Below are 21,070 nucleotides of genomic sequence, written 5' to 3' on the forward strand. Positions count from 1 at the left end.
AATGGCTACAAAGATACGAGCAGTGAAATGTCCCAACTGTGGAAGTGAAAAGCACGATCAGTTGGACAGTAAGCGCTTTCGATGTAAGAATTGTGGGACGGAATTTTTTATTGATGACGATGATATAAATATCAACGTAAATCATCGCTACGATTATAGTCCGCCTCCTATTCCAAATTTCAACGGCCCTTCAAAGCTGGTAAACCTATTTGCCATTGCAGCTGTTAGTATAGTGACCATCATAGTTGTTTTTGGTTCTATACTTTTCAGCAACATCTCATCCCCATCCTCGTCTTCTCTTTTGGACGAAATTTCTGCGGTGGAGGTAGATGAAGATTATAAGTATATCTTTCCTATGTCGCGAGGAGAAAACGTGTGTTTTTTCTATCTCACACGCCGTCGTTACGACAATGGTCGCTCGGACAAAGGGAAATATGTAAATGGCTACTATTATGGTTTCCGTGATGCCCAGTCAGGGAAGATTCTCTCCGACCATCTGCTGATTTCTGAAGACAATGCAGATAAGCTCAACGCTTTTTCGTTTAGTGCTGATGAAATACGCTATTTTCACCAAGTAGGCCGTTGGTACATCATCGTTTCGTCGCGATATATTTATGAAGTAGACCCCGTTTCTCTAACGCTCAAAGAAGTATCGAAATCTCTCTTTGCTAAGAAAACTGCGATGAGCACCGGATTGTCGCAAGTGAAATTTATCAAAGAAGACGCAGGAGAGGGATTCTTGGTCACAAACAATATGGCTGATAATTATTACTATTTCCCAGGCACCGACCGACTCTACACCGGTGAAGCTTTCGAGTATGCTAGAACGCTACCTCCTTCAGAGCTGCAAGGCGAAGTGCGCGATAGTGTCTACTATTGGTTGCAGCGTACAGAGAATAAAAAGAAGAACCGATTGTGGAAATTACATGTTAAGTTCCACCTTGGTGATCCGCAGGACTCTTATTATTTCTCCGACGATATGAAATACACATGGAACAGTGACCATCGCCTTATCAACTATGCACCTATCTCCGATCCCTTTGTGGCTTTCCACACTACTATTGTCTATCAAGACGCCAGCTACATTCTCCTAAGTTATATGCCAACGATAGCTGAGGACGCCAACACCGTGTTCCAATTGCGCCGCACTGATGGTCAGATCGTTTGGACGAAGCCTCTCGACGAACGTCTCAGAGTAGGCCCTGCTGCCCGTAATAATAAGAAAATCTGGGTGCGAGTGGAAACCTCTTATCGGAATAAGTCGAACGACGCCTATTGCTATAGCTTTGATTTAGCGGACGGCAAATGTCAGAATCTGTACGTTTTCCCAACCGAATATAAACTCTCTACAAAATGAAACAAGTATTTCTGTTCTTCTTGCTTTTCCTCTCGCTTTCGGCTGAAGCCCAAATCAAGAAATTCGAAGAGCGATATCCTAATGGGCAAATCTGCGCCACGGGATTCAAAGACAAAAAAACGGGAAATTTTGAAGGGCATTGGAAAGTTTATACTAAAGAGGGAGATCTGATTGAAGAGTGCGACTATAAGAACGGATTAGAAGAAGGAAAACTCATTCGTTATAATTTCTACAACATTGTGAGCAGTATCACCGAATATCGCAATGGTAAGAGAGAAGGTAAGTTCATAAAATATTACGCTCCAGAAAATTCCCACGACAAGCCGCCTCTCTATATCATCGCCACTTATCATGATGACGAGTTCCACGGGATGCACTATACATACTCAAAAGATGGGAAAATCTCCAAACGTACTCGTTACGAAAACGGATGGGTAGTGGCTGATACCACAGTGAGAGATGATGGCATCTATTATGAGCGAATTGTTAAGGATGACAAGGATCCTCAATACTCCCGAATGGAGCGAACTTTTGTTCCATTCAACAAGCCAAAGGCAGAAAATGGTGAAGAAACACCCAAAGTTCAGTCACACTCCCAATCTTCTCGCGTTGTGAAGCGGTCCGCATCTGCCCCCGTTCGTCGCAAAAATTCAAAATCGAAAAAGCAACAACCCGTTGTTCAGAAGAGCAAACCTCGTTTGCAAACCACGGAAAACGGTGTTATAGTGGTCAAATAAAATAATTTCTTTCAACATTCCAACTTCTCAATGAGGCTCCCTTAGAAGGGGAAAACAATTATGATGAAACAAAAGCTCAAGCATATTAGCACAGCGTTCTTTGCTGGCTTTATCGCCCTATTCGTTCTTCCTTTGTCCGCTCAAGCACAGAGCAAGGAAGCATATGTGGAGAAAAGCAGTGATGGGACAACTCTCACGTTCTACTACGACACCCATAAATCCTCTCGTACAGGTATTGTGTGGGGAATTGAGGAAACGAAAGAGGATGAAAATTACAACACGTACCCTGCTTGGGCTGGAACGTGGAACGAACCAGAATCGAAGGTGATCAAGGTCGTCTTTGATACTTCGTTTAAGGACTGTCGCCCCACAACCACGGAGAGCTGGTTCTTAAACCTTTCTAATCTGGAAGAAATCAAAGGGTTGGAGAATCTCAACACTTCGGAAGTAACCGCAATGAACGCCATGTTTTCCTATTGTGGAAACCTCTCCACGCTCGATCTCTCGAGCTTCAAGACTTCTGCTGTAACCACGATGTCTTCCATGTTTGCAAGTTGCGAAAAGCTCTCCACGCTCAATCTCTCCCACTTCGATACAAAGAACGTGGAAGATATGTCCGATATGTTCAATTCTTGTGCAGCCCTCACTGAACTTAATGTTTTGATTTTCAATACATCTGCGGTAACTGAGATGAGTGCTATGTTCTCTGATTGTCAGAAACTCTCTCAGCTCGACCTTTCTCACTTTGACACGAAGAACGTAAAGGCAATGATGTATATGTTTAAAGGTTGTGCCGCCCTGCAAACCATCTATTGCAATGACGCTTGGGCGTGCGGAGTTTCTGATGAAATGTTCTATGGCTGTAGGAAACTCAAAGGTGCAGTACCCTATAATGAAAACAATGTGGATGTTTCAATGGCAAATCCCACTACTGGATATTTCATTAAGAAAGGAAGTACGGGAGTTGCTACGGCCACCACTGATGGCAATGCGAGCATCCAGGCGATTTACTCTACTAACGGAAAAAGACTCAACGAATTGCAGCGTGGGCTGAACATCGTTCGCATGAGCAATGGCACTACGCAGAAGATTCTCCGCAAATAGCCATTACCAACTTCCGCAATTCTCCGCAAATAGCAGCTTATACAATAACCCTCTATCTGCAATACCCCTTTGGGTGTTGCAGATTTTTTGTCATATATTCCACCGCGACCACAGTAATACAGACTATCTTACGCCTCCGGCGGAGGCGCACCATGCGTAACCGCGGGTGATGCCCGAACTATGGTGAGGGAGAACCCGTGGACAGGTGGCTGCACTAACTTCCGACACCGGCAGTGTCGCACCGAAAGCGTCGAGGGAGTATTCTCCCTCTCTCCTCCTAAGAAAAAACTCAATTTTTGTTGTCACGTTGTCACAGAAGAGGGAAAGATGTTGATAGAGAGGAACTTATACGTGTGACAACAACTTTTTTTGTTGTCACACCGTTGTCACGCGTCGTCACACCTGCAATAAATACATTATCAGGCGGTTATGCTCAAAGTGTGACAACGTGACGATGTGACAACGAAAAAATAAAATCCTGGGAGGAGGGAGGTGGGTGCTGTGCGACACCGCCGGTGTCGGAGGGTTTTATGTTACTTCTCCACGGGTTCGCCCTTCGGGCATCACCCGCGGTTACGCATGGTGTGTCCCCGCCGGGGACAGTGGGTGAACACGTTACATCGCAGTGGGTGTGAACACAATAAGGGCGTGTGCGGATAGGTTTATTCTATGTCCTGACGCAATAAGGGTGTCGGCTGACGCAATAAGGCTATCAACTGACATCCTTATTGTATTTCCAAACGCAATAAGGATATCTGTGAGGGGGAAACGGCGGAGCAGAAGTAGGTGCTGTGGGTGGCTTCTGGCGTAAAAGGTTAGAGGATGATTTGTAGTTGAAATCTTCGTTGGAGAGCGTGCTATTGTGCTTCCGCATTGAGTCGGAAACGGCCGTTGCTGTAAGTAATGCGTTCTTCCTCAACGAGTTGTTCGAGAGTCGCCGCGAGGTCTTCAGCACGGAAGTGCGTGTCTTGCAGTTCGGCAAGGCGATGGGGCCGGCGATCGGCAAGAATGTTGAGGATGTGTGCCTCCAGATGGGGCGCACCTTTGAGGAGTTCTGCCCGTTCAAGGCATACGTCACACTGTGCGCAGTCGGTCGTTTGTGCTTCTCCGAAATAGTGGAGCAGGTAGCGGCTGCGGCAGGTGTCGGAATGAGCTGCATAGTTGAGCATACTATTGATGCGCGTTTCGTAGACAGTCTTGCGCTTATCGTAGACCTCGGGAGAGAGGACAACTTCCGTTCCCTCCACGCGGCGTTGTAGGAAAGTGATATAGGGCGTTTTCTTGCGCGGGATATAATGGAGAATGCGGCGGCGCGTAAGCCCTTTCAGAATCTCATACACCTCATGTTCCGACCACCCCGAATCCATCGCCAAGCGTTTTTCCTCGATGTTGACATAATCGGAAAAAAGACCGCTATAATCACGCAGGAGAGCCTTGAGCACATCGTTACCTTCGGGATAGTCGCGAACGTGGTACAGTTCCTCCCGACTCACGAGCATCTGAACGCGCGAGGTGCTCTCACTCTCTTCCTCATAGTGGAGATAGCCAGCCCGCATGAGGAGATTGAGGGCACTGACAACGGGAACAGGGAAACAATGGAAACGCAAGCAAAACTTGTCGAGATTGAATTCATACCTCACATTGAAGCCATCGCCCACCGCCAGTTGGAAGAAATAAGCCAACTTATTATACACTTCCCGCACATAGTCTTTCTCGGGAAATGTCTCGGGCACGCGCCGCGAGAGTTTGCCATGGTCGGAATTGTTATATAGGAGTACGGCATACGCCTTTTTCCCATCGCGTCCCGCTCGCCCCGCCTCTTGAAAATAGGCTTCGATGGAATCCGGTAAATCCATGTGAACCACTATGCGCACATCGGGCTTGTCGATACCCATACCGAAGGCGTTGGTAGCCACCATGACGCGCGTGTCGTCGTCCTGCCAAGCCTTCTGCCGCACATCCTTATCCACATTGGTCAGTCCCGCGTGGTAGTAGAGCGCGCGGATGCCCGTCTCATTGAGAGCTTTGGCCGTTTCGGCTGTGCCCTTTCGGCTGCGTTCGTAAACGATGGCGCTACCAGGGACGCTGTTGAGAATGTGGAGGAGTTCTTGGAATTTATCAGAGGTGCGGCGCACTACATACGCCAGATTATCTCGCGCAAAGCTCATGCGATGCACTTCACTGTCGGGGCGGAAAGCCAACTGGGCGCAGATGTCGTCGACAACCTCGGGAGTGGCCGTTGCCGTAAGCGCCAGCACGGGAGCATCGGGCAGCAATTTGCGCACCTCGGCAATCTGGAGATAAGAGGGGCGGAAATCATAGCCCCACTGGGAGATGCAGTGGGCCTCGTCAACGGTGATAAAGGAAATGTGCATGTGAGCAAGTTTCTGCTGAAAGAGCTTCGTACCGATACGTTCGGGCGAAACATACAGAAACTTATAGGCGTTGAAAATGGCGTTGTCCAACACTTGGAGCACTTCGTCATGGGAAAGTCCCGTATAGATGGCGGCGGCTGTGATGCCACGCCGACGCAGATTTTGCACCTGGTCTTTCATCAGTGCAATAAGGGGCGAAACCACTAAGCACGTGCCCTCCATTGCCAGTCCTGGCACTTGGAAGGTGATGCTCTTTCCGCCGCCCGTGGGCATAAGTCCCAGCGTGTCGTGACCAGATAGAATGCTCTCTATGATGGGTAACTGGATGCCGCGGAAGGCGGGGTAGTGCCAATAGTGGGAGAGAATGGCGGAGGGAGACGACAAACTCAGCTCTCTCTCCTCCTGAGCGGAGGGGGAGGGGATGCTATGGGTAGGCGTTTCTTGGAAGTGGTCGGGTAGGGGAATACTGGACGAGGGGAGTATGCCTCTCTCCTCATCTTCCTTTGAGGGAAGAGGTGCTGCTGCGGCATTGGCCCATTCGGGGAGTTGATGGGTGTCGTTCTCAGAATGGGAGGTAGAAGGAGGCATTTGTTTTTTCATTCGCAAGGTTTAATGTCGACAATCTGCAACTGCACCTCGCCCCGCTTGTGCGTATTCTCTTCGATGGAATAGCAGATGTCGAACGCGCGCTTCGTCTTGATGTAGCGCGCCTGACTACTCTGTCCGAAAGCAATACCATTCATCACCGTATTGCTCTTATTGTCGACAAGTTCCAGCTTGATGTGTTCTTGCCCACGTCCCACCACCTTGCTTGTGCCATAATCGTAGACACGATGGGTGCAAAAGGTGGGGCGAGCATTATCAGGCCCGAACGGAGCAAACTTGCGCAACTGGCGGTAGAAGTCGAACGTGATGTCGCTAAAGTCGAGCACAGCATCCACCTCAAGCGTAGCTTCCATTTGTTCGTCGAGGATGTGGTTTTCAGCATATTCCTCAAATCGGCGAGCAAATTCGGGAACGTTCTCCACGCGCATAGAAAGCCCCGCAGCGTAAGTATGACCGCCGAAATTATCCAGTAAGTCGGCACAACTGCGCACAGCTCCATACACATCGAACCCCGATACCGAGCGCGCCGAGCCAGTGGCTACGCCCTCACTCTCCGTGAGCACCACGACGGGCCGATAGTACTGTTCGGTGAGGCGTGAAGCCACAATACCGATAACGCCTTTGTGCCATTCTTTATTAAAGACTACGATGCTCTTGCGGTCTTCGAGATCGGGCATTTCTTTAACGTGGTTGACGGCTTGTTCCGTCATTTGCTTGTCTATGTCCTTGCGCATCTCATTGAAGAGGTTGATGCGCTCGGCCATCTCTACAGCTGCCGAATAGTCCTGTTCTACCAAGAGTTTGACAGCTTCTTTGCCGTTCTGGATACGTCCGCTTGCATTGATGCGAGGCCCTATCTTGAAGATAATATCATTTAGCGTTAGTTCGCGCTCGCTCAGGCCGCACACCTCAATGATGGCTTGCAAACCAACGGAGGGATTGGAGTTGAGACGGCGCAGACCATGCCAAGCCAAAATTCGGTTCTCTCCCATGATGGGCACAATATCGGAAGCAATGGATACGGCGCAGAGGTCGAGCAGCTCCATGAGTTTGTTGAACTCGATACCGTTGCTAACGGCGAATGCCTGCATCAGCTTGAAACCTACACCGCAGCCGCTCAAGTGGTCGTAAGGGTAGTGGTTGTCGGTGCGCTTTGGATTCAGAATGGCAACGGCGGGAGGCAGCACTGCATCGGGCACGTGGTGATCGCAGATGATGAAGTCGATACCCAAATCCTTGGCGTAAGCAATTTCCTCAACGGCTTTGATGCCGCAGTCCAGCACGATGATGAGTTTCACGCCCGTTTCGTAGGCGAAGTCCACACCTTTTTTAGAAATGCCATATCCCTCTTCGTAGCGATCGGGGATATAGTAGTCGAGATTGGCATAATACTGGAGGAGGAATTTATAGACGAGTGCTACAGCCGTACAGCCATCAACATCATAATCGCCGTAGATCATGATACGTTCCTTGTGCGCCATAGCATCGTTGAGTCGGCCAACAGCCCGCTGCATATCGTTCATCAAAAACGGGTCGTGGAGATCCGTTAGTTGGGGCTTGAAGAAACGCTTTACTTCTTGTGGCTCCCGAATGCCACGATCGAGGAGGAGTTTCCCAAAGACGGGATGAATTCCCGCACGTTGGGATAGTTCTTCAGCTTCTGCCGCTGCTTCCGGCGATGGCTTCACGTAGTTCCACTTATATTGCATGAGAGTTTTTTTAAGAACAAGATGTCCGTGACGAGGGACGAAAAAAGGGGAGGAATGAAAGAATCAGTGTCCCAAAAGTCTATCGACGTTTCTTTGTGGCGGGCTTCTTCTTCTTTGAGCCAGCTTTGTTTTGGCTGCGTTGAGGTGTTGCCACAGAAGCGGCAGGGACAGAACTCTGCTGCCGTGGCTGATAGTATTTCAACGCTTCGGGCAAATCCTTCTGAATGGCTAAGATGCGATGCTCATCAGAGGGGTGATCGGAGAAGAACTCAGCGGGCTTACTGCCACCACTGGCAGCCATGCGCTGCCAAAAGGCAACAGCCACTGTGGGGTCGTAGCCAGCCATGGCAGCAAAGATAAGCCCCATGTAGTCGGCTTCGCTCTCGTGATTGCGGGAGAACTTGCGCAGCACGCTATTGGCGCCGAATCCGAAAACCTCGTTGCCCAGCGCTTGCCAAGAGCTATTGGTGGTTGCGCCCAAGATGGCACTAAATGCTGTTGCACCATACTGCGCCTTTATGCGCTTCGACATCTGTTCGGCACTATGGCGCGCCACAGCGTGGGCTATCTCGTGTCCCAAAACAATGGCTAATGATGCTTCGTCTTTGGTGTACGGAAGCAGACCTTCATACACTACAATTTTTCCGCCAGGCATACAGAACGCATTGACATTCTTATCCTGAACGAGGTTGAATTCCCACGCGTAGTTCTTTATCTCCTCCGCGCGGCCATTCTTTATAAGATAGTTTTGAACAGCAGTGGCCAGTCTGTTTCCGACGCGTTTCACCATTTCTGTGTTCTGCTGATTGGTGGAAGGCGTGGCCTTGCTCATATATTCTTTGTACTGCTGATTACTCAACGCCAGCACTTGTGCATCAGTAACGAGTAAGTTCTGTTTGCGCCCAGTGAGAGGTACCGTTGATGTTGTTCCGCAGCCCACTAATAGGGATGTTGCCAATATCAACAGCAGAGAATGTATCTTCTTCATATTTCTTTTCTTTAGTGTATTCTATTCCTATTATCTGCAAAAATATAAACATTTCACAAGAAATACAAACTAAACAATCATACTTATACCTTTTCTCTGCTTTAGGTATGGATCGTTGCTTTCATTTCTTAGAGCAATTCACCCAAATGGTGGATGATAAAGTCGGGGCGGGCCGTTTGAAGCATCGCTCTGTCGTGATTGCCGTAGCTCACGGCGCAGGTGTGGCAACCGGCGCGGTTTCCCATCTCGATGTCGAAGGTGGTGTCGCCCACTACGAGGGTGGAATCCGCCGCGAGGTGCATCCTGTCGAGGAGGGCCAATACCATATCTGGCGCGGGCTTGGGTGTGATACCGTCGTCGAAAGTCACGTTGGTTTCAAAATACTTTTGGATGTCGTGCCGCTCAAGGATCAGTTCGAGACTGTGCCGATTGCGCGAAGTTACAATCGCCATTCTGACGCCTTGCTCATGGAGTTGCTCCAGCGTGGTCTTTATCTCGGGAAACAACTCTATGGTGGGAATCTCGTGAGTCATGAAAAGCTCGGCGTAGATACTCACCGCCGTAGCTGCCTCTTCTTTGCTAAATTCTCCCAACCGGCAAAATGCTTGATTGAGCGGCAAGCCGATACTTTTCACCATAGCATCCTCCTCGGGAACGGGGCGACCCATCGCTTTGAAGGAGGCGCGCAACGTGGCAACGATACTTGGTGTCGTGTTGGCCAATGTTCCGTCGAAATCGAAGAGGATGCCGCCTTCGTGGGTGCGGCACTGCGCGAGGAGCGATGCGGGAGTAGTGGCTACAGAAGGGGCAATAGCGGAGTTCTGCATAAATATGTCTTAGTTTTTGCGTATGCTGTTGGTAAATAAGCGGCCTCTGTTCTTTACTATAACAGAGGCCGTCAATGTTTTTATATCTTAAACGGTTTTCTAAAAGTACACCCTTCTTTCCAGCGCGAGCAGCCGTAAGCCGTTTTGCCTTTGATAACCTTTCCTTGACCGCATTCGGGACATTGGCTGCCCACTCTGATGCGCGGCGTCTTTGGTTTGCTCGCCGCCGTATCAGTAGTTGCTGGTGAGCTTTTCTTGCTGGTTGTTTCAGCCGGTATTTCCATCGTCACGTGGCGGTTACTATTGTCGCAAAGCACGTCGTGTACGATTCGTTCTATCTGTTCTTTTAGTCCGTTGATGAACTCTGCCGGTTCATACTCGTGGCGTTCTATTTCGCGCAAGAGTTTCTCCCATCGTCCGGTGAGTTCTGCACTTTTGAGTAAGTCCTCTTTTATCAGTCCGATGAGTTCCGTTCCCGTGGGTGTAGGGAAGAGCGATTTGCGCGTCTTGCGGATGTAGTTGCGGCGGAAGAGTGTTTCGATAATGGCGGCTCGTGTGGACGGACGACCTATGCCATTTTCTTTGAGCGCATCGCGCAGTTCGTCATCATCCACTTTCTGTCCAGCCGTTTCCATAGCGCGCAGCAGTGTAGCTTCGGTGTAGGGCTTCGGCGGCTGCGTCATTTTTTGCGTCAGTCCTGGCTGGTGTGGTCCTTGTTCGCCCTTTTTGAAATCGGGCAGCGTGCGTTCGTCATCGCCCTGCTTGGCGTCATCATCGTCCTCTTTCTTGTCGCGTGCAAACACATCGCGCCAACCAGCCACCAGTATCTGCTTGCCACTCACCTTAAACGGTACATCGGCAGCCTGGCCTTCAACGGTGGTTGTAGCAAACTTGCAATCGGGATAGAATGCAGCGATGAAACGGCGAGCGATGAGGTCGAAAACAGAACGCTCAATGTCCGTTAGATTGTTAGGCTTCTGTCCGGTAGGAATAATGGCGTGGTGGTCCGTCACCTTCGATGAGTCGAACACCTTCTTACTCTTTTTGAGTTGTGCGCCACGGAGCGGCTGCAAGAGTTCGCCGTAGGCTTCAGAAATGCCATTGAGAATGTTCTTACACTGCCCATAGATGTCGTCGGGCAGATAGGTAGTGTCCACACGCGGATAGGTAGACACTTTCTTTTCATAAAGGCTCTGTACGAGTTTCAGCGTTTCGTCGGCTGAATAGCCAAACTTCTTGTTGCATTCCACCTGCAATGAGGTCAAATCGAAGAGGCGTGGTGGAGCTTCGGTGCCGTTCTTTCGTTCCACATTCGTCACCTCGAACGGCGCATCCTTGATTTTCTCCAGCGCGTTGCGTGCCTCTTCTTCGCTCGTAAAGCCGCGTCGCGCAGCTCCCGGCTTCTTGCCGCCCTTGCCGTCCTCTGGTTGTTCGTCCTCATTGGGATCGGCCGTGATGGCAGTAAAGGTGGTTTGGCGATAGTCCGTAGTCAGTACCCAATAGGGTTCGGGCGTGAAATTGTCGATCTCGTGTTGGCGATTGACGATAAGTGCCAACGTGGGCGTTTGTACGCGACCGATGGAGAGCGGAGTTGCTCCACGCTCGCGCCGTCCATATTTCAGCGTGTAGAGGCGGGTGGCATTCATTCCCAGAATCCAGTCGCCGATGGCGCGGCATAGTCCCGCTTCGTAGAGGCTTTGGTAGTTGGTTTGCGGCTTGAGCGTGTTGAAGCCTTCGCGTATGGCCTCGTCCGTCATACTTGATATCCAGAGCCGTTGCACGTCTTTTTTTACGCCCGTGAGCTGGAGCACCCATCGCTGGATGAGCTCACCCTCTTGGCCGGCATCACCGCAGTTGACAATGGTGTCGGCTTTCTCGAACAATTCTTTAATGACAGCAAACTGGTGCTCTATGCTTTTCTCGTGTTTTAGGCGGATGCCGAAACGCTGCGGTATCATGGGCAGTTGCCCAAGGCTCCAAGGCTTCCACGTGGGGGTGTAATCCTCGGGGTACTTCAATTCGCAGAGATGTCCGAAAGTCCACGTCACTTGGTAACCGTTTCCTTCCATGTAGCCATCCTTGCGAATCGTAGCTCCCAATATGCGAGCAATGTCTTGCGCTACGCTCGGCTTTTCGGCAATACAAACTATCATCGCTATAACCTTGCCACGTTCCGCTCCGAGGGAGAGGAGGAAGGCAAGAACCTTTATATCTTGTTGTTGAATGTTCTTATTAAATGACTGCTGCACCTTATTGGTCAGCACTCGCTGCACCCACAACGCGCGGAGCATACTTCAGCTCTTTTTCCAATACTCTGCTCTTCAGCATCTCGCGGGTAGCCCCTTGCTGAATACCTTCGCAACCGAGCAACCAAAGGCGGTCGGCCGTTTGGAAAGTGAGTTCGAGGTCGTGGGTGGAGATGAGAATCGTTTTGTGCTCTTCGTGCGCTAATCGTGTGAGGAGTTGGAGCATTTCGATCTTACCCGGATAATCCAGAAATGCCGTTGGTTCATCGAGGAGTATGACCGGAGTTTGTTGTGCGAGGGCTTTCGCAATCATCACGCGCTGCCTCTCCCCATCGGAAAGGCTCGTGAGTCGGCGCCGCGCAAAGTCGGCCGTGTCTGTTAGGCAGAGCGCCTTGTCGGCCACCTCTCTGTCCTCCGCCGTGAGGCGTCCCGTCAAGTTGGTGTAAGGCATACGCCCCGTTTCCACAATCTCGCGCACCGTGAGAAACCCCGTATCGGGGCGGTCGGTAAGGACGATGCTCAGCAGGCGTGATAGCTCGCGCGGCCGTATTTCTGTTAGCTCTCGACCGAGCCAGCGCACCGATCCGCTAATGGGAGGGAGAAACCCCGCCAAGGTGCGGAGCAACGTGCTTTTCCCGCAGCCGTTGCGCCCCACAAGTGCCGTCATTTCGCCCGCGGTGATTTCGCCCGTGAGTCTTTGACCTACGGGGTGAAGGGTCTTTCCCGACCGATAGCCGGTGGTAAGTTTTTCGAGGGCGAGTGCAGGGGTGTTCATCATTGCAAAAGTATAGAAAAATGACGGAACAGCAAAAATGGACAAAGCCAAAGCAGCGGTTCAAGCGCCGTGAGGAGTAGGAAACGGATGGGAGTACACCCGCGCTCCATCTTTCCCGCTCTATTCTTTAACGCCCTTAATGCGCTTCTCTTTTACTTTGATATTATCAAAAATATTCGCAGTCTATGGCGCTGAGAATCGTTTGAAATCCAACTTGCAGTAAGTTGATCGTTGGGCGAGTCCTCCTGCTCTGCTCTGTCCAATAAGGCTCTTCATAAATACAATAAGGAAGTTTTCAAACGCAATAAGGATGTCAGCTGACAGCCTTATTGTATCGACCGACACAATAAGGAAAAACACGGATCTGCGGTACTTACCGATCGATGATTTTAGGCGAAAAAGCTGCTTCTCCCTCCCATTTTGTACTAAAAAGGAGAGGTTGAAACGAATAACCTCTCTTTTTTTCGCCTTTTTTTGCCTGTTTTCGTTCACCTCCTGTAAGATTTCTTTCTAGAATGAGAAAACGTGTTGTTAAATAAAACGAACAAAAAACGGGAATGATTTCTCTGAAAAATGAGTCCATAAGAGGTCGTCAATAGACTACTGCTGACGAGGTTTTCAACGAATGTGAGTAGCTTTCATATTGGTAGGGTGGATTGCTAAAGCCGATGGAGAAGTCACTCTTCTTGGTTTTCCCTTTTCGGCGTGGTTTGTAAATCCCAAGTTTTATATTTATTTTTGTGCAAAATTCTACAATCCCTATGAATCGAAAAAATGTAACGTTGAAAGCTCTACTCGTGCTGGCATTTATGCTGTTTGCTTATGTGCTCACAGCCCAAGTGCGCTACGAGAAAGGGGCACTCTATGGAATCTTTGTGGGTGCGAACGGCACCGATGTAGTTTCTGTCGACAACCACGGTAATGTGGTTGTTCAAAAAGCTGATGCCGCCAATCCTTCGCAGTATTGGCAAGTGGAAGAATTGAGTGGTAGTGTCCGCTTGGTCAATCCTTTTCGGCATTTGGCCATTCGCTCCGATGAAGACGGCCTGCTGAAAGCTGCCGAAATCAATGGTTCCGATGAAGCTCAACTCTGGAAACTCGCCGATGCTAAACATGGCGTTTCACTGTTGCCCACTAACAAACAGGGCAAAAAGGCGATGGCTGGACGCAAGGGACAACTCTGCTTGACGGATGCAGAAAGCAAGGCTTCGGAGGGAGTTGTTGTGTTCTCGTTCCGCAAATCGAAAGTGGCAGGTTTCGACGAATCGCAGACGTTCCGTATTCGCAGCGTAGCAGGTGCAAACGTGGTGCTCGGCAACGGTAACAGCGGCGAAAACAATGCCCGCATCGTTGGCGAACAGCTCGATCCGAACAACCGCGGTCAGTATTGGAACATCGCGATGGCGGGACTTGGCGAATACGCCGTGCAGAATGCTTACTACGACGAGAACTTCGACGATGGCGGCGATAATGCTGCTATCGACTATCTGCTACAGTGGCCCGCCGAGCGCGGCACATGGCGCAACGCCCGCTTCTTCTTCGAACCCGTCAGTGGGCAAACAGATACTTACCGCCTTATCTCAGCTGGCGCAAAAGGTAAGGGGACAATGTACGCCCTTATTGACGGCCGCCTCAAAATGGTGAAATACGATGCCAAAGACCAGCAGGCGTGGTTTAGCTTTGAGCTGACCGATAAGCCGAAGTTCAAGCAAAACGAATGGGAGGACGAAACCGTCTTCGCCATCAATAAAGAACAGGGCGTGGCCACTTATTTCCCCTACGCAACAGAGGCGGAAATGCTGGCAGACAAGGCTTTCTACAACAGTCCTTGGCTCTATCCGCAAAGAAACAGCCACTTCCGCTTGCTGAATGGTGTGTGGAAGTTCAACTTTGTTTCCGAGCCCAGTCAACGCCCCATGGATTTCTGGCAGAAAGGCTTCGACGAAGCTGCGTGGGACACTATCTCTGTTCCCTCCAACTGGGAGATGAAGGGCTATGACAAACCTATTTATTGTAACGTTGAATATCCTCATTCCAATACGCCGCCGTTCATCAATGCCCGTCCGGGTTACAACGATGGCGGTAAGAACTACGGGATAGACCCCGTGGGTTCTTACGTGACCTATTTCGACTCTCCAGCCGACTATAAGAATCGCAGAACATTCCTCCACTTCGATGGTATCTACTCGGCTGCTTTCGTGTGGGTGAACGGCCAATATGTTGGCTACACCCAGGGAAGTAACAATGTGGCTGAGTTCGACGTCAGCAAGTATCTCACCGACGGCCGCAACCGCCTCGCCGTGCAGGTTTTCCGCTGGAGCGATGGTAGCTACCTCGAATGTCAGGATATGTTCCGTATGAGTGGTATTTTCCGCGACGTATATGTTTACGACGTCCCCAAAGCCGCCATTCGCGACCACGTTCTGACGGCGAAATTCTTTGAGAACTTCTCCGACGCCGCGCTGAATGTCAATCTGACTCTCGATAACCGCGACAATGTTTCAGGCTCACGCCGCTTGGTGGTTAAACTCTACGATCCAGCAGGTAAGCAGGTGGGTGAGAAAAGTGTTGAAGTGGCTCTCACGCCGGGCAATGTGACGGAAGCTAACCTCAATATCCACGTGCCCCACTTTGTGGCGTGGACTGCTGAAACCCCCAACCTCTACACTGTGCGTATTCAGCAGTTCGATGGCGACCGCGAAGAGATGGCTTTCAGTACAAAATACGGTTTCCGCGATATTCGCGTTGCTAACTCGCAAGTCTATATCAACGGAAAGAAAGTTTTCTTCAAAGGCGTGAACCGTCACGACACATCGCCAGCTCATGGACGAGCTGTCACTTTGTCGGAGATGGAGCGCGACATCTTATTGATGAAGCAAAACAATGTCAATACGCTCCGCACAAGCCATTATCCCAACTCTCCGCGCCTCTCTTTCCTGTGCGACTACTACGGTATGTATGTTATGGAAGAAGCTGATCTGGAAGACCACGCAAACCAGAGCATCTCCGACCGTCCCAGTTGGATTCCCGCCTTTGTAGACCGTGACGAACGAATGGTTCGTCGCGATCGCAACCATCCTTCTGTGATTTTCTGGAGTCTCGGTAATGAGGCCGGAAACGGGGCAAACTTCAAAGAATGTTACGAGAAAGTTCGCGAGCTTGACAGTCGTCCCATCCATTACGAGGGAACACGCGCTGGCAAGCCTTATGGTGGCTCTCGTTTCTCTGATTTCTATTCTAAAATGTACCCAGGTATGGCTTGGATGCACGAGAATACGAGCAACCTTGATAAGCCTATGTTTATCTGCGAATATGCCCACGCCATGGGTAATGCTGTTGGCAATCTGACCGAGTATTGGAATGTCATCGAAAGCAGTAACTCCACCGTCGGCGGCTGTATATGGGATTGGGTAGATCAAGCTATCTATAATCCGCAACTAATGAAGAAAGGCATTTACCGCCTCACAACGGGCTATGACTATCCAGGTCCTCATCAGGGCAACTTCTGTTGCAACGGAATTCTGCCTGCTACGCGTCAAGAGAGTGCGAAACTCAAAGAAGTGAAAGCTGCCTTTCAGTATGTAAAGTTTGCAGAGCAGCGCACGGATATGGATAAGAACACGGTGGCAGTACGCCTCTATAATAACTACGACTTCACAAGTCTCAACAACTTTGTTCTGCGCTACGACGTGATGAAGAACGGCCATGTTGTGAGTACGAAAACGATGAAGCTACCCAATGTGCTCCCCGGCGATAGCCTCACATTGGTGCTTCCTATTAAGAAAGTGAAACTTCGTGCTGCAGCCGCTGCTGGCGATGAGGTTCTTCTTCAGATCCACATCCTAGAAGCTGTTGCTACGCGTTATGCTGCTAAGGAACACGAGGTAGCTCACCAGCAATTTCCTTTGATTGCGCGCGGCTCTCTGCCTGCGCTCCACTCAACGGCAGCACCCACGGCCACGGAACTCCCAGGTAATGTAGTGCGCTATCAGAGCGGTCAGTCGGCCATTGAAATCAATCGCACGACAGGTGCTGTCCGTTCGCTTAAACTCGGCACTACAGAAGTGGTAGGTGCTGACGGAAGTTTCCTTTTCAATAACCACCGCTGGATTGAGAACGACCGCTTCGGCAACACGTCCGATGGACTGGCCGATAAGGCTGAGGTGCGCCTCGAAACCTCAGCTCAAGGCACGCCTCAAATCATCGTGTCGCGCAACGGCTCTCTCTGCGATCAGACGCTGAAGTACACGCTCTATTCCGAAGGCGTTGTAGATGTCGATGTAACCCTCCAACCGAAGACGCCGAACCTTCGCCGCGCTGGCATCGTGGTGTACCTCGACAGCACCTTCCAACACATGAACTATTACGCCCTTGGACCTTGGGAGAACTATAACGACCGCCGCGACGGAAGCCTCATGGGGCGCTACACAACGATGGTGGAGAACAGCGGAGAACGCTACATGAAGCCGCAGTCTATGGGTGGCCGCGAATTGCTCCGCGAACTCACGCTGACCAATAAGAAAGGCCGTGGCGTTCGAGTAGAAACAGAAGGCGAAGTGAGTTTCTCTGCGCTGAATTATACCGATGAGCAACTGATGAATGCCGCTCATGCATGGGAACTCCAACGTTATCCAGCCGTGGTATTGCACCTCGATGCTTGCACACGCGGTGTGGGCAACGCTTCCTGCGGTGCCGATGTGGATACATTACCGAAATATCGCGTGGCACAAAAGACGCAGCACTATAAGTTGCGCTTGCGTGCTGCCAAGTAAGGCGCATTGCGTAGAATCATAGAAAAGAGGACTTGTTGCAGTACCGCATCCGTGGCTACAATAAGTCCTCTTTTGTTTCTCTCCTGCCGCTCAATAAGGGAAAGCCTTGTGCTGGTGGCTATCGTCTGCCGATAATTTTGTAATTTTGCACCCCGAAAAATCAATAACTTATAAATGGAAGCAAACACTCATAGTAATTCAGTACAGGACTTACGTAGAAAACTCGATCTTTTACTTCGTACAGGACAACTACTGGTTGAAAGTTCAGCCAATACGGACCGCATCAAACGCAACATGAAGCGAACCGCAGCTTTCTTTGGACTGCCCGAAGAGAACCTTCATATCTACATCGACTATAAAATGCTGATGGTGAATTTCAGCGATGCAGAACATTCTTTCTCAAAGTTTCAGCGTTGCGAGAAGCATGGCATCAACTTTACAGCTATTTCAGCCATCAGCAAACTCACGTTCCGCGCCGTTCGCGAGGACTACTCCATCGACCAGTTTGAGGAGGAGTTGAACACCATCAAGGAACGTCCCCGCAACTATAGTCCGCACGTCACCGCTATTGGTGCGGCTTTTGCCTGCGGTGGCTTCTGCATACAGTTTGGTTGCGACTGGATTGCATTTCTCTTAGCTTCTCTTTGTGCTTATCTCGGTTTCCGCGCGCGCCACTACCTGCTCAAAGCTGGAGTGAATCTATACATGTCCATCGCCATTGCCGCATTTGTTTCCACTTTGGCGGCTTGGCTCACAACCTTCTTGCCCGCTTGGACATCCACGCCTTTACATCCGCTCTTGGCGTGTGCGCTCTTCATCGTGCCGGGAGTACCGCTCATTAATTTTGTAGACGATATGATGGAAGGCAACCACCAGGTGGGGCTCATCAGAGCAACTAATACGGCCATGATGATGGTTGGAATGGCGTTCGGCATTGCTTTCGCCCTCATGTTCTGCGGGCTAACCTTCGGCTTCAAGCCCGACATTATGGGCATTCCAATGGTGCCGCACCACAACTACTGGGAATATGCCCTTGCAGCGGCCATATCGGGCATGGGCTTTAGTATGATTTTCAACATCCCCAAGCGACTGCTCTGGGTGGCTGCTTTGGGCGCCGTTATCGCGGTTTGCACGCGCAATTTCGTAAGCCTGCAGCCCGATGAATACTGTTCTTTCTCGCTGGGCTTAGGCGGCGTCATCGGTAGCTTAGCTGGGGCTACGCTCGTGAGCCTGATAGCGCTGAAAGCAGTACACTGGCTCCACACTCCTAACCACGTGATCACGATTTCGAGTGTCATCCCGATGGTTCCGGGCGTGCTGATGTACCGCGCGCTGTATTCGTTTATCCAAGTGCCTGTTGACCACGAAACTCTCAACCAGACGATGACTGCTGCAGTGGTCAACGGCGTGTCGGCCTCTATGATGATTTTCTGTATCACCCTCGGCGTGGCTATTCCGAACGTATTTGCCCGTCGCTTCATCAATCGTAACAAGCGAATGAAGTTTAACAAACTCATCGAGGAACGTAAGGATCGTGGCGACTTCATTTATCTCGAAGATTTATAATATTCCCTGCACCAGCCGTTCCCGTTGCGGAGCGGCTGGGTGCTTTTAATATATAAGAATGACTATGCAACAGATTGACATTACAGAATTAGGCAAGGAAAACGTTTTTGAACTTATCGGCAAAGAGTGGGGACTCGTCACGGCGGGCACTCTGGATGACTTTAACATGATGACGGTGAGCTGGGGCACGCTTGGCGAACTTTGGGGAAAGCACGTGGCCATCGTTTTCATCCGTCCCGAGCGTTACACGCACGATTTTGTGGAGCAACAGAATCGCCTAACGCTTGCTTTCTTGGGCGAGGCAGGACGCGCCGCCCATAAAGTTTGTGGGAGTAAGTCGGGGCGCGATCTCGACAAGGCAGAAGCCACAGGATTGAAGCCACTTGTGCTGACCGACGATGCGGTGACTTTCGAACAAGCCCGTCTGACCCTTGTTTGCCGTAAGATGTACAAAGGACAATTCGAACCGGAGAAATTCCTTGATAAGGAGCAACTCGAACGTTGGTATAACGATCGTCCCGGCGGCGGTCTCCACGATGTTTATTTCTTAGAAATCGAAGCCGCCTATAAGGGCGAAATCTCCTTGTAGACCTTAGCCATTCTGCGAGATACGCGCGGTAATATTTACCTCCTTTTTACCCATAAATATCCTTATTGCGTCAGCTGACACAATAAGGCTGTCAGCTGACATCCTTATTGTATTTCCAAACGCAATAAGGATATTTTTCGTTGTGCTTCATCTGCCCCTTTTTAGTAGTTTTCTATCCCTAAAAAGGCATTTTCTGCGGTCGACTAACTCAGCTTTTTCAGAAATTCTTATTGGCGAATGTTGTGGGAGAATAAAAAGAGCTTCATTTCTGAAGCTCTTGTGTATGGTTTTCTGTGGGAGATAGTAGAATTTATTTGTCAGCCGAGGGAGTTTTTTTGAGCTGTTTCTTCTTCCATTTGGTACGCAGCCAAATGATAAGGGCGAGGACGAAAAGGAAAACTCTTTTTCCATACCTCCACGCAATGTAAATCCAAGCCCATTCTTGGGGGAGTTTCTCTAAATAGTTATCGAGGAAAAAGAAAGCAGCAAGGGCCACAGATATGATAGTGATGAACCATATTATTTGTAGCCAGAAATTCTGATACCACCGCTTCGGATTTTCGCTTTCCGCCTCGTCTTTGTCCTTTCCCAAAAGATGATAAATGATGACAAAGATAAGGAGAGCAAGGAGCATAGTAGCAATGACAATGAGCATTCTTGTGTCCGAGGAAGGATGCCCGAAACCCATTTTTTCAGAAAGGAAATCGATCAAGAAAAACAGTCCGAACGCGCTCCCAAAGGTGAATAGGAAGATGCCGGACTGATAGAAGATGTATTTCCAAAAATGATGTTTGTTTTGCCGATAGAGCTGTTGGAGTTTATTCCACTTCATGGTGATGAGCGTTTAAGGCTTTGTTGAAGCAATTGCGGCAGAGCGGTTCGTATTCGTCCTTTTCGCCGAGCATCACTTGCTTCTCGCCTTTCACGATGCGGTGGCTAAACTGTGCCAGATTGCCGCAACGCACGCAGATAGCGTGAACTTTCGTGACATCCTCGGCAATAGCCATCAGTGCGGGCATCGGGCCGAAGGGAGTGCCTAAGAAGTCCATGTCCAACCCTGCCACAATGACGCGCTTGCCTGCATCGGCCATTTTCTTGCATACGTCCACGAGCGTTTCGTCGAAGAACTGCGCTTCGTCGATGCCCACTACTTCGGCGTCAGAAGCCAGCAGCAGAATACTTTCTGGGGCATCCACTGGCATTGATTTGATGTAGTTGGAATCGTGAGAGACTACGTTTTCCTCACTATAACGCGTGTCGATAGTGGGCTTATAGATTTCCACGTTCTGACGGGCAAACTGGGCGCGTTTCAGGCGGCGGATGAGTTCTTCCGTTTTGCCCGAGAACATAGAACCGCAGATCACTTCGATATGTCCGTGGCGTATGTATTCTTGTTGAAAATAGTGATTCATTTCCTTG

The 21,070-nt window shown here is 50.0% G+C and carries 14 protein-coding genes; 6 read left to right on the forward strand and 8 right to left on the reverse strand.

Annotation, left to right across the window (positions count from 1 at the left end; translation table 11 throughout):
• Position 1 precedes the first annotated feature (1 nt).
• The 3 genes from FHS60_RS00540 to FHS60_RS00550 are packed head-to-tail and all read left to right on the forward strand — an operon-like array spanning position 2 to position 3,198.
• Positions 2-1,357 (forward strand): hypothetical protein, encoded by a 1,356-nt coding sequence (locus tag FHS60_RS00540; RefSeq protein ID WP_183693547.1) that lies wholly within the window; start codon positions 2-4, stop codon positions 1,355-1,357.
• Positions 1,354-2,094, forward strand: a complete 741-nt coding sequence (locus tag FHS60_RS00545) for a toxin-antitoxin system YwqK family antitoxin (protein WP_183693550.1) — start codon at positions 1,354-1,356, stop codon at positions 2,092-2,094. The genes FHS60_RS00540 and FHS60_RS00545 overlap by 4 nt, the downstream gene beginning before the upstream one ends.
• Positions 2,095-2,154: 60 nt before the next feature.
• On the forward strand, positions 2,155-3,198 hold the full coding sequence (locus tag FHS60_RS00550) for a BspA family leucine-rich repeat surface protein (RefSeq protein ID WP_183693552.1): 1,044 nt from the start codon (positions 2,155-2,157) through the stop codon (positions 3,196-3,198).
• 857 nt (positions 3,199-4,055) lie between these two features.
• Here FHS60_RS00550 and FHS60_RS00555 read toward each other — a convergent pair.
• The 6 genes from FHS60_RS00555 to FHS60_RS00580 form a co-directional block, all read right to left on the reverse strand.
• On the reverse strand, positions 4,056-6,173 hold the full coding sequence (locus FHS60_RS00555) for a RecQ family ATP-dependent DNA helicase (protein WP_183693555.1): 2,118 nt from the start codon (positions 6,171-6,173) through the stop codon (positions 4,056-4,058).
• A complete protein-coding gene (gene recJ / locus FHS60_RS00560) occupies positions 6,170-7,888 on the reverse strand; it encodes a single-stranded-DNA-specific exonuclease RecJ (protein WP_183693558.1) in 1,719 nt (572 codons plus the stop codon). The genes FHS60_RS00555 and recJ overlap by 4 nt, the downstream gene beginning before the upstream one ends.
• A 79-nt stretch (positions 7,889-7,967) precedes the next feature.
• Complete coding sequence (locus tag FHS60_RS00565) at positions 7,968-8,876, reverse strand: M48 family metallopeptidase (protein ID WP_183693561.1); 909 nt, start codon at positions 8,874-8,876, stop codon at positions 7,968-7,970.
• A gap of 128 nt (positions 8,877-9,004) precedes the next feature.
• Positions 9,005-9,703: an HAD family hydrolase gene (locus tag FHS60_RS00570; RefSeq protein ID WP_183693564.1), complete on the reverse strand. Its 699-nt coding sequence runs from the start codon at positions 9,701-9,703 to the stop codon at positions 9,005-9,007.
• An 80-nt stretch (positions 9,704-9,783) separates the two neighbouring features.
• On the reverse strand, positions 9,784-11,856 hold the full coding sequence (locus FHS60_RS00575; protein ID WP_183694319.1) for a DNA topoisomerase 3: 2,073 nt from the start codon (positions 11,854-11,856) through the stop codon (positions 9,784-9,786).
• A 97-nt stretch (positions 11,857-11,953) separates the two neighbouring features.
• Positions 11,954-12,724, reverse strand: a complete 771-nt coding sequence (locus tag FHS60_RS00580) for an ABC transporter ATP-binding protein (protein ID WP_183693567.1) — start codon at positions 12,722-12,724, stop codon at positions 11,954-11,956.
• 761 nt (positions 12,725-13,485) lie between these two features.
• Between FHS60_RS00580 and FHS60_RS00585 the strand changes: the two genes are divergently transcribed.
• The 3 genes from FHS60_RS00585 (at position 13,486) to FHS60_RS00595 (ending at position 19,651) form a co-directional block, all read left to right on the forward strand.
• The gene (locus FHS60_RS00585; RefSeq protein ID WP_183693570.1) at positions 13,486-17,496 is read left to right on the forward strand and encodes a glycoside hydrolase family 2 TIM barrel-domain containing protein; all 4,011 of its coding nucleotides are present in this window, start codon (positions 13,486-13,488) and stop codon (positions 17,494-17,496) included.
• A gap of 174 nt (positions 17,497-17,670) precedes the next feature.
• Entirely contained in the window at positions 17,671-19,062 is a 1,392-nt protein-coding gene (locus FHS60_RS00590) for a threonine/serine exporter family protein (RefSeq protein WP_183693573.1), read from the forward strand.
• Between the two features lie 64 nt (positions 19,063-19,126).
• The gene (locus tag FHS60_RS00595; protein ID WP_183693576.1) at positions 19,127-19,651 is read left to right on the forward strand and encodes a flavin reductase; all 525 of its coding nucleotides are present in this window, start codon (positions 19,127-19,129) and stop codon (positions 19,649-19,651) included.
• A gap of 310 nt (positions 19,652-19,961) precedes the next feature.
• On the opposite strand, the gene FHS60_RS00600 is transcribed toward FHS60_RS00595, so the two are convergent.
• The gene (locus FHS60_RS00600; RefSeq protein WP_183693579.1) at positions 19,962-20,483 is read right to left on the reverse strand and encodes a hypothetical protein; all 522 of its coding nucleotides are present in this window, start codon (positions 20,481-20,483) and stop codon (positions 19,962-19,964) included.
• Positions 20,470-21,063, reverse strand: a complete 594-nt coding sequence (locus FHS60_RS00605) for a thymidine kinase (RefSeq protein ID WP_183693582.1) — start codon at positions 21,061-21,063, stop codon at positions 20,470-20,472. The genes FHS60_RS00600 and FHS60_RS00605 overlap by 14 nt, the downstream gene beginning before the upstream one ends.
• Positions 21,064-21,070: the final 7 nt, after the last annotated feature.

Origin of the sequence: Alloprevotella rava, from assembly GCF_014195585.1 — a bacterium.
GTDB lineage: Bacteria > Bacteroidota > Bacteroidia > Bacteroidales > Bacteroidaceae > Alloprevotella > Alloprevotella rava.

Bases quoted from the DNA above. Each gene is read 5' to 3' on its own strand.
- FHS60_RS00540 (WP_183693547.1), top strand. From the start codon at position 2: ATGGCTACAAAGATACGAGCAGTGAAATGTCCCAACTGTGGAAGTGAA.
- FHS60_RS00570 (WP_183693564.1), bottom strand. From the start codon at position 9,703: ATGCAGAACTCCGCTATTGCCCCTTCTGTAGCCACTACTCCCGCATCG.
- FHS60_RS00575 (WP_183694319.1), bottom strand. From the start codon at position 11,856: ATGATAGTTTGTATTGCCGAAAAGCCGAGCGTAGCGCAAGACATTGCT.
- FHS60_RS00600 (WP_183693579.1), bottom strand. From the start codon at position 20,483: ATGAAGTGGAATAAACTCCAACAGCTCTATCGGCAAAACAAACATCAT.
- FHS60_RS00605 (WP_183693582.1), bottom strand. From the start codon at position 21,063: ATGAATCACTATTTTCAACAAGAATACATACGCCACGGACATATCGAA.
- FHS60_RS00565 (WP_183693561.1), bottom strand. From the start codon at position 8,876: ATGAAGAAGATACATTCTCTGCTGTTGATATTGGCAACATCCCTATTA.
- FHS60_RS00550 (WP_183693552.1), top strand. From the start codon at position 2,155: ATGATGAAACAAAAGCTCAAGCATATTAGCACAGCGTTCTTTGCTGGC.
- FHS60_RS00555 (WP_183693555.1), bottom strand. From the start codon at position 6,173: ATGAAAAAACAAATGCCTCCTTCTACCTCCCATTCTGAGAACGACACC.
- recJ (WP_183693558.1), bottom strand. From the start codon at position 7,888: ATGCAATATAAGTGGAACTACGTGAAGCCATCGCCGGAAGCAGCGGCA.
- FHS60_RS00545 (WP_183693550.1), top strand. From the start codon at position 1,354: ATGAAACAAGTATTTCTGTTCTTCTTGCTTTTCCTCTCGCTTTCGGCT.
- FHS60_RS00595 (WP_183693576.1), top strand. From the start codon at position 19,127: ATGCAACAGATTGACATTACAGAATTAGGCAAGGAAAACGTTTTTGAA.
- FHS60_RS00590 (WP_183693573.1), top strand. From the start codon at position 17,671: ATGGAAGCAAACACTCATAGTAATTCAGTACAGGACTTACGTAGAAAA.
- FHS60_RS00585 (WP_183693570.1), top strand. From the start codon at position 13,486: ATGAATCGAAAAAATGTAACGTTGAAAGCTCTACTCGTGCTGGCATTT.
- FHS60_RS00580 (WP_183693567.1), bottom strand. From the start codon at position 12,724: ATGAACACCCCTGCACTCGCCCTCGAAAAACTTACCACCGGCTATCGG.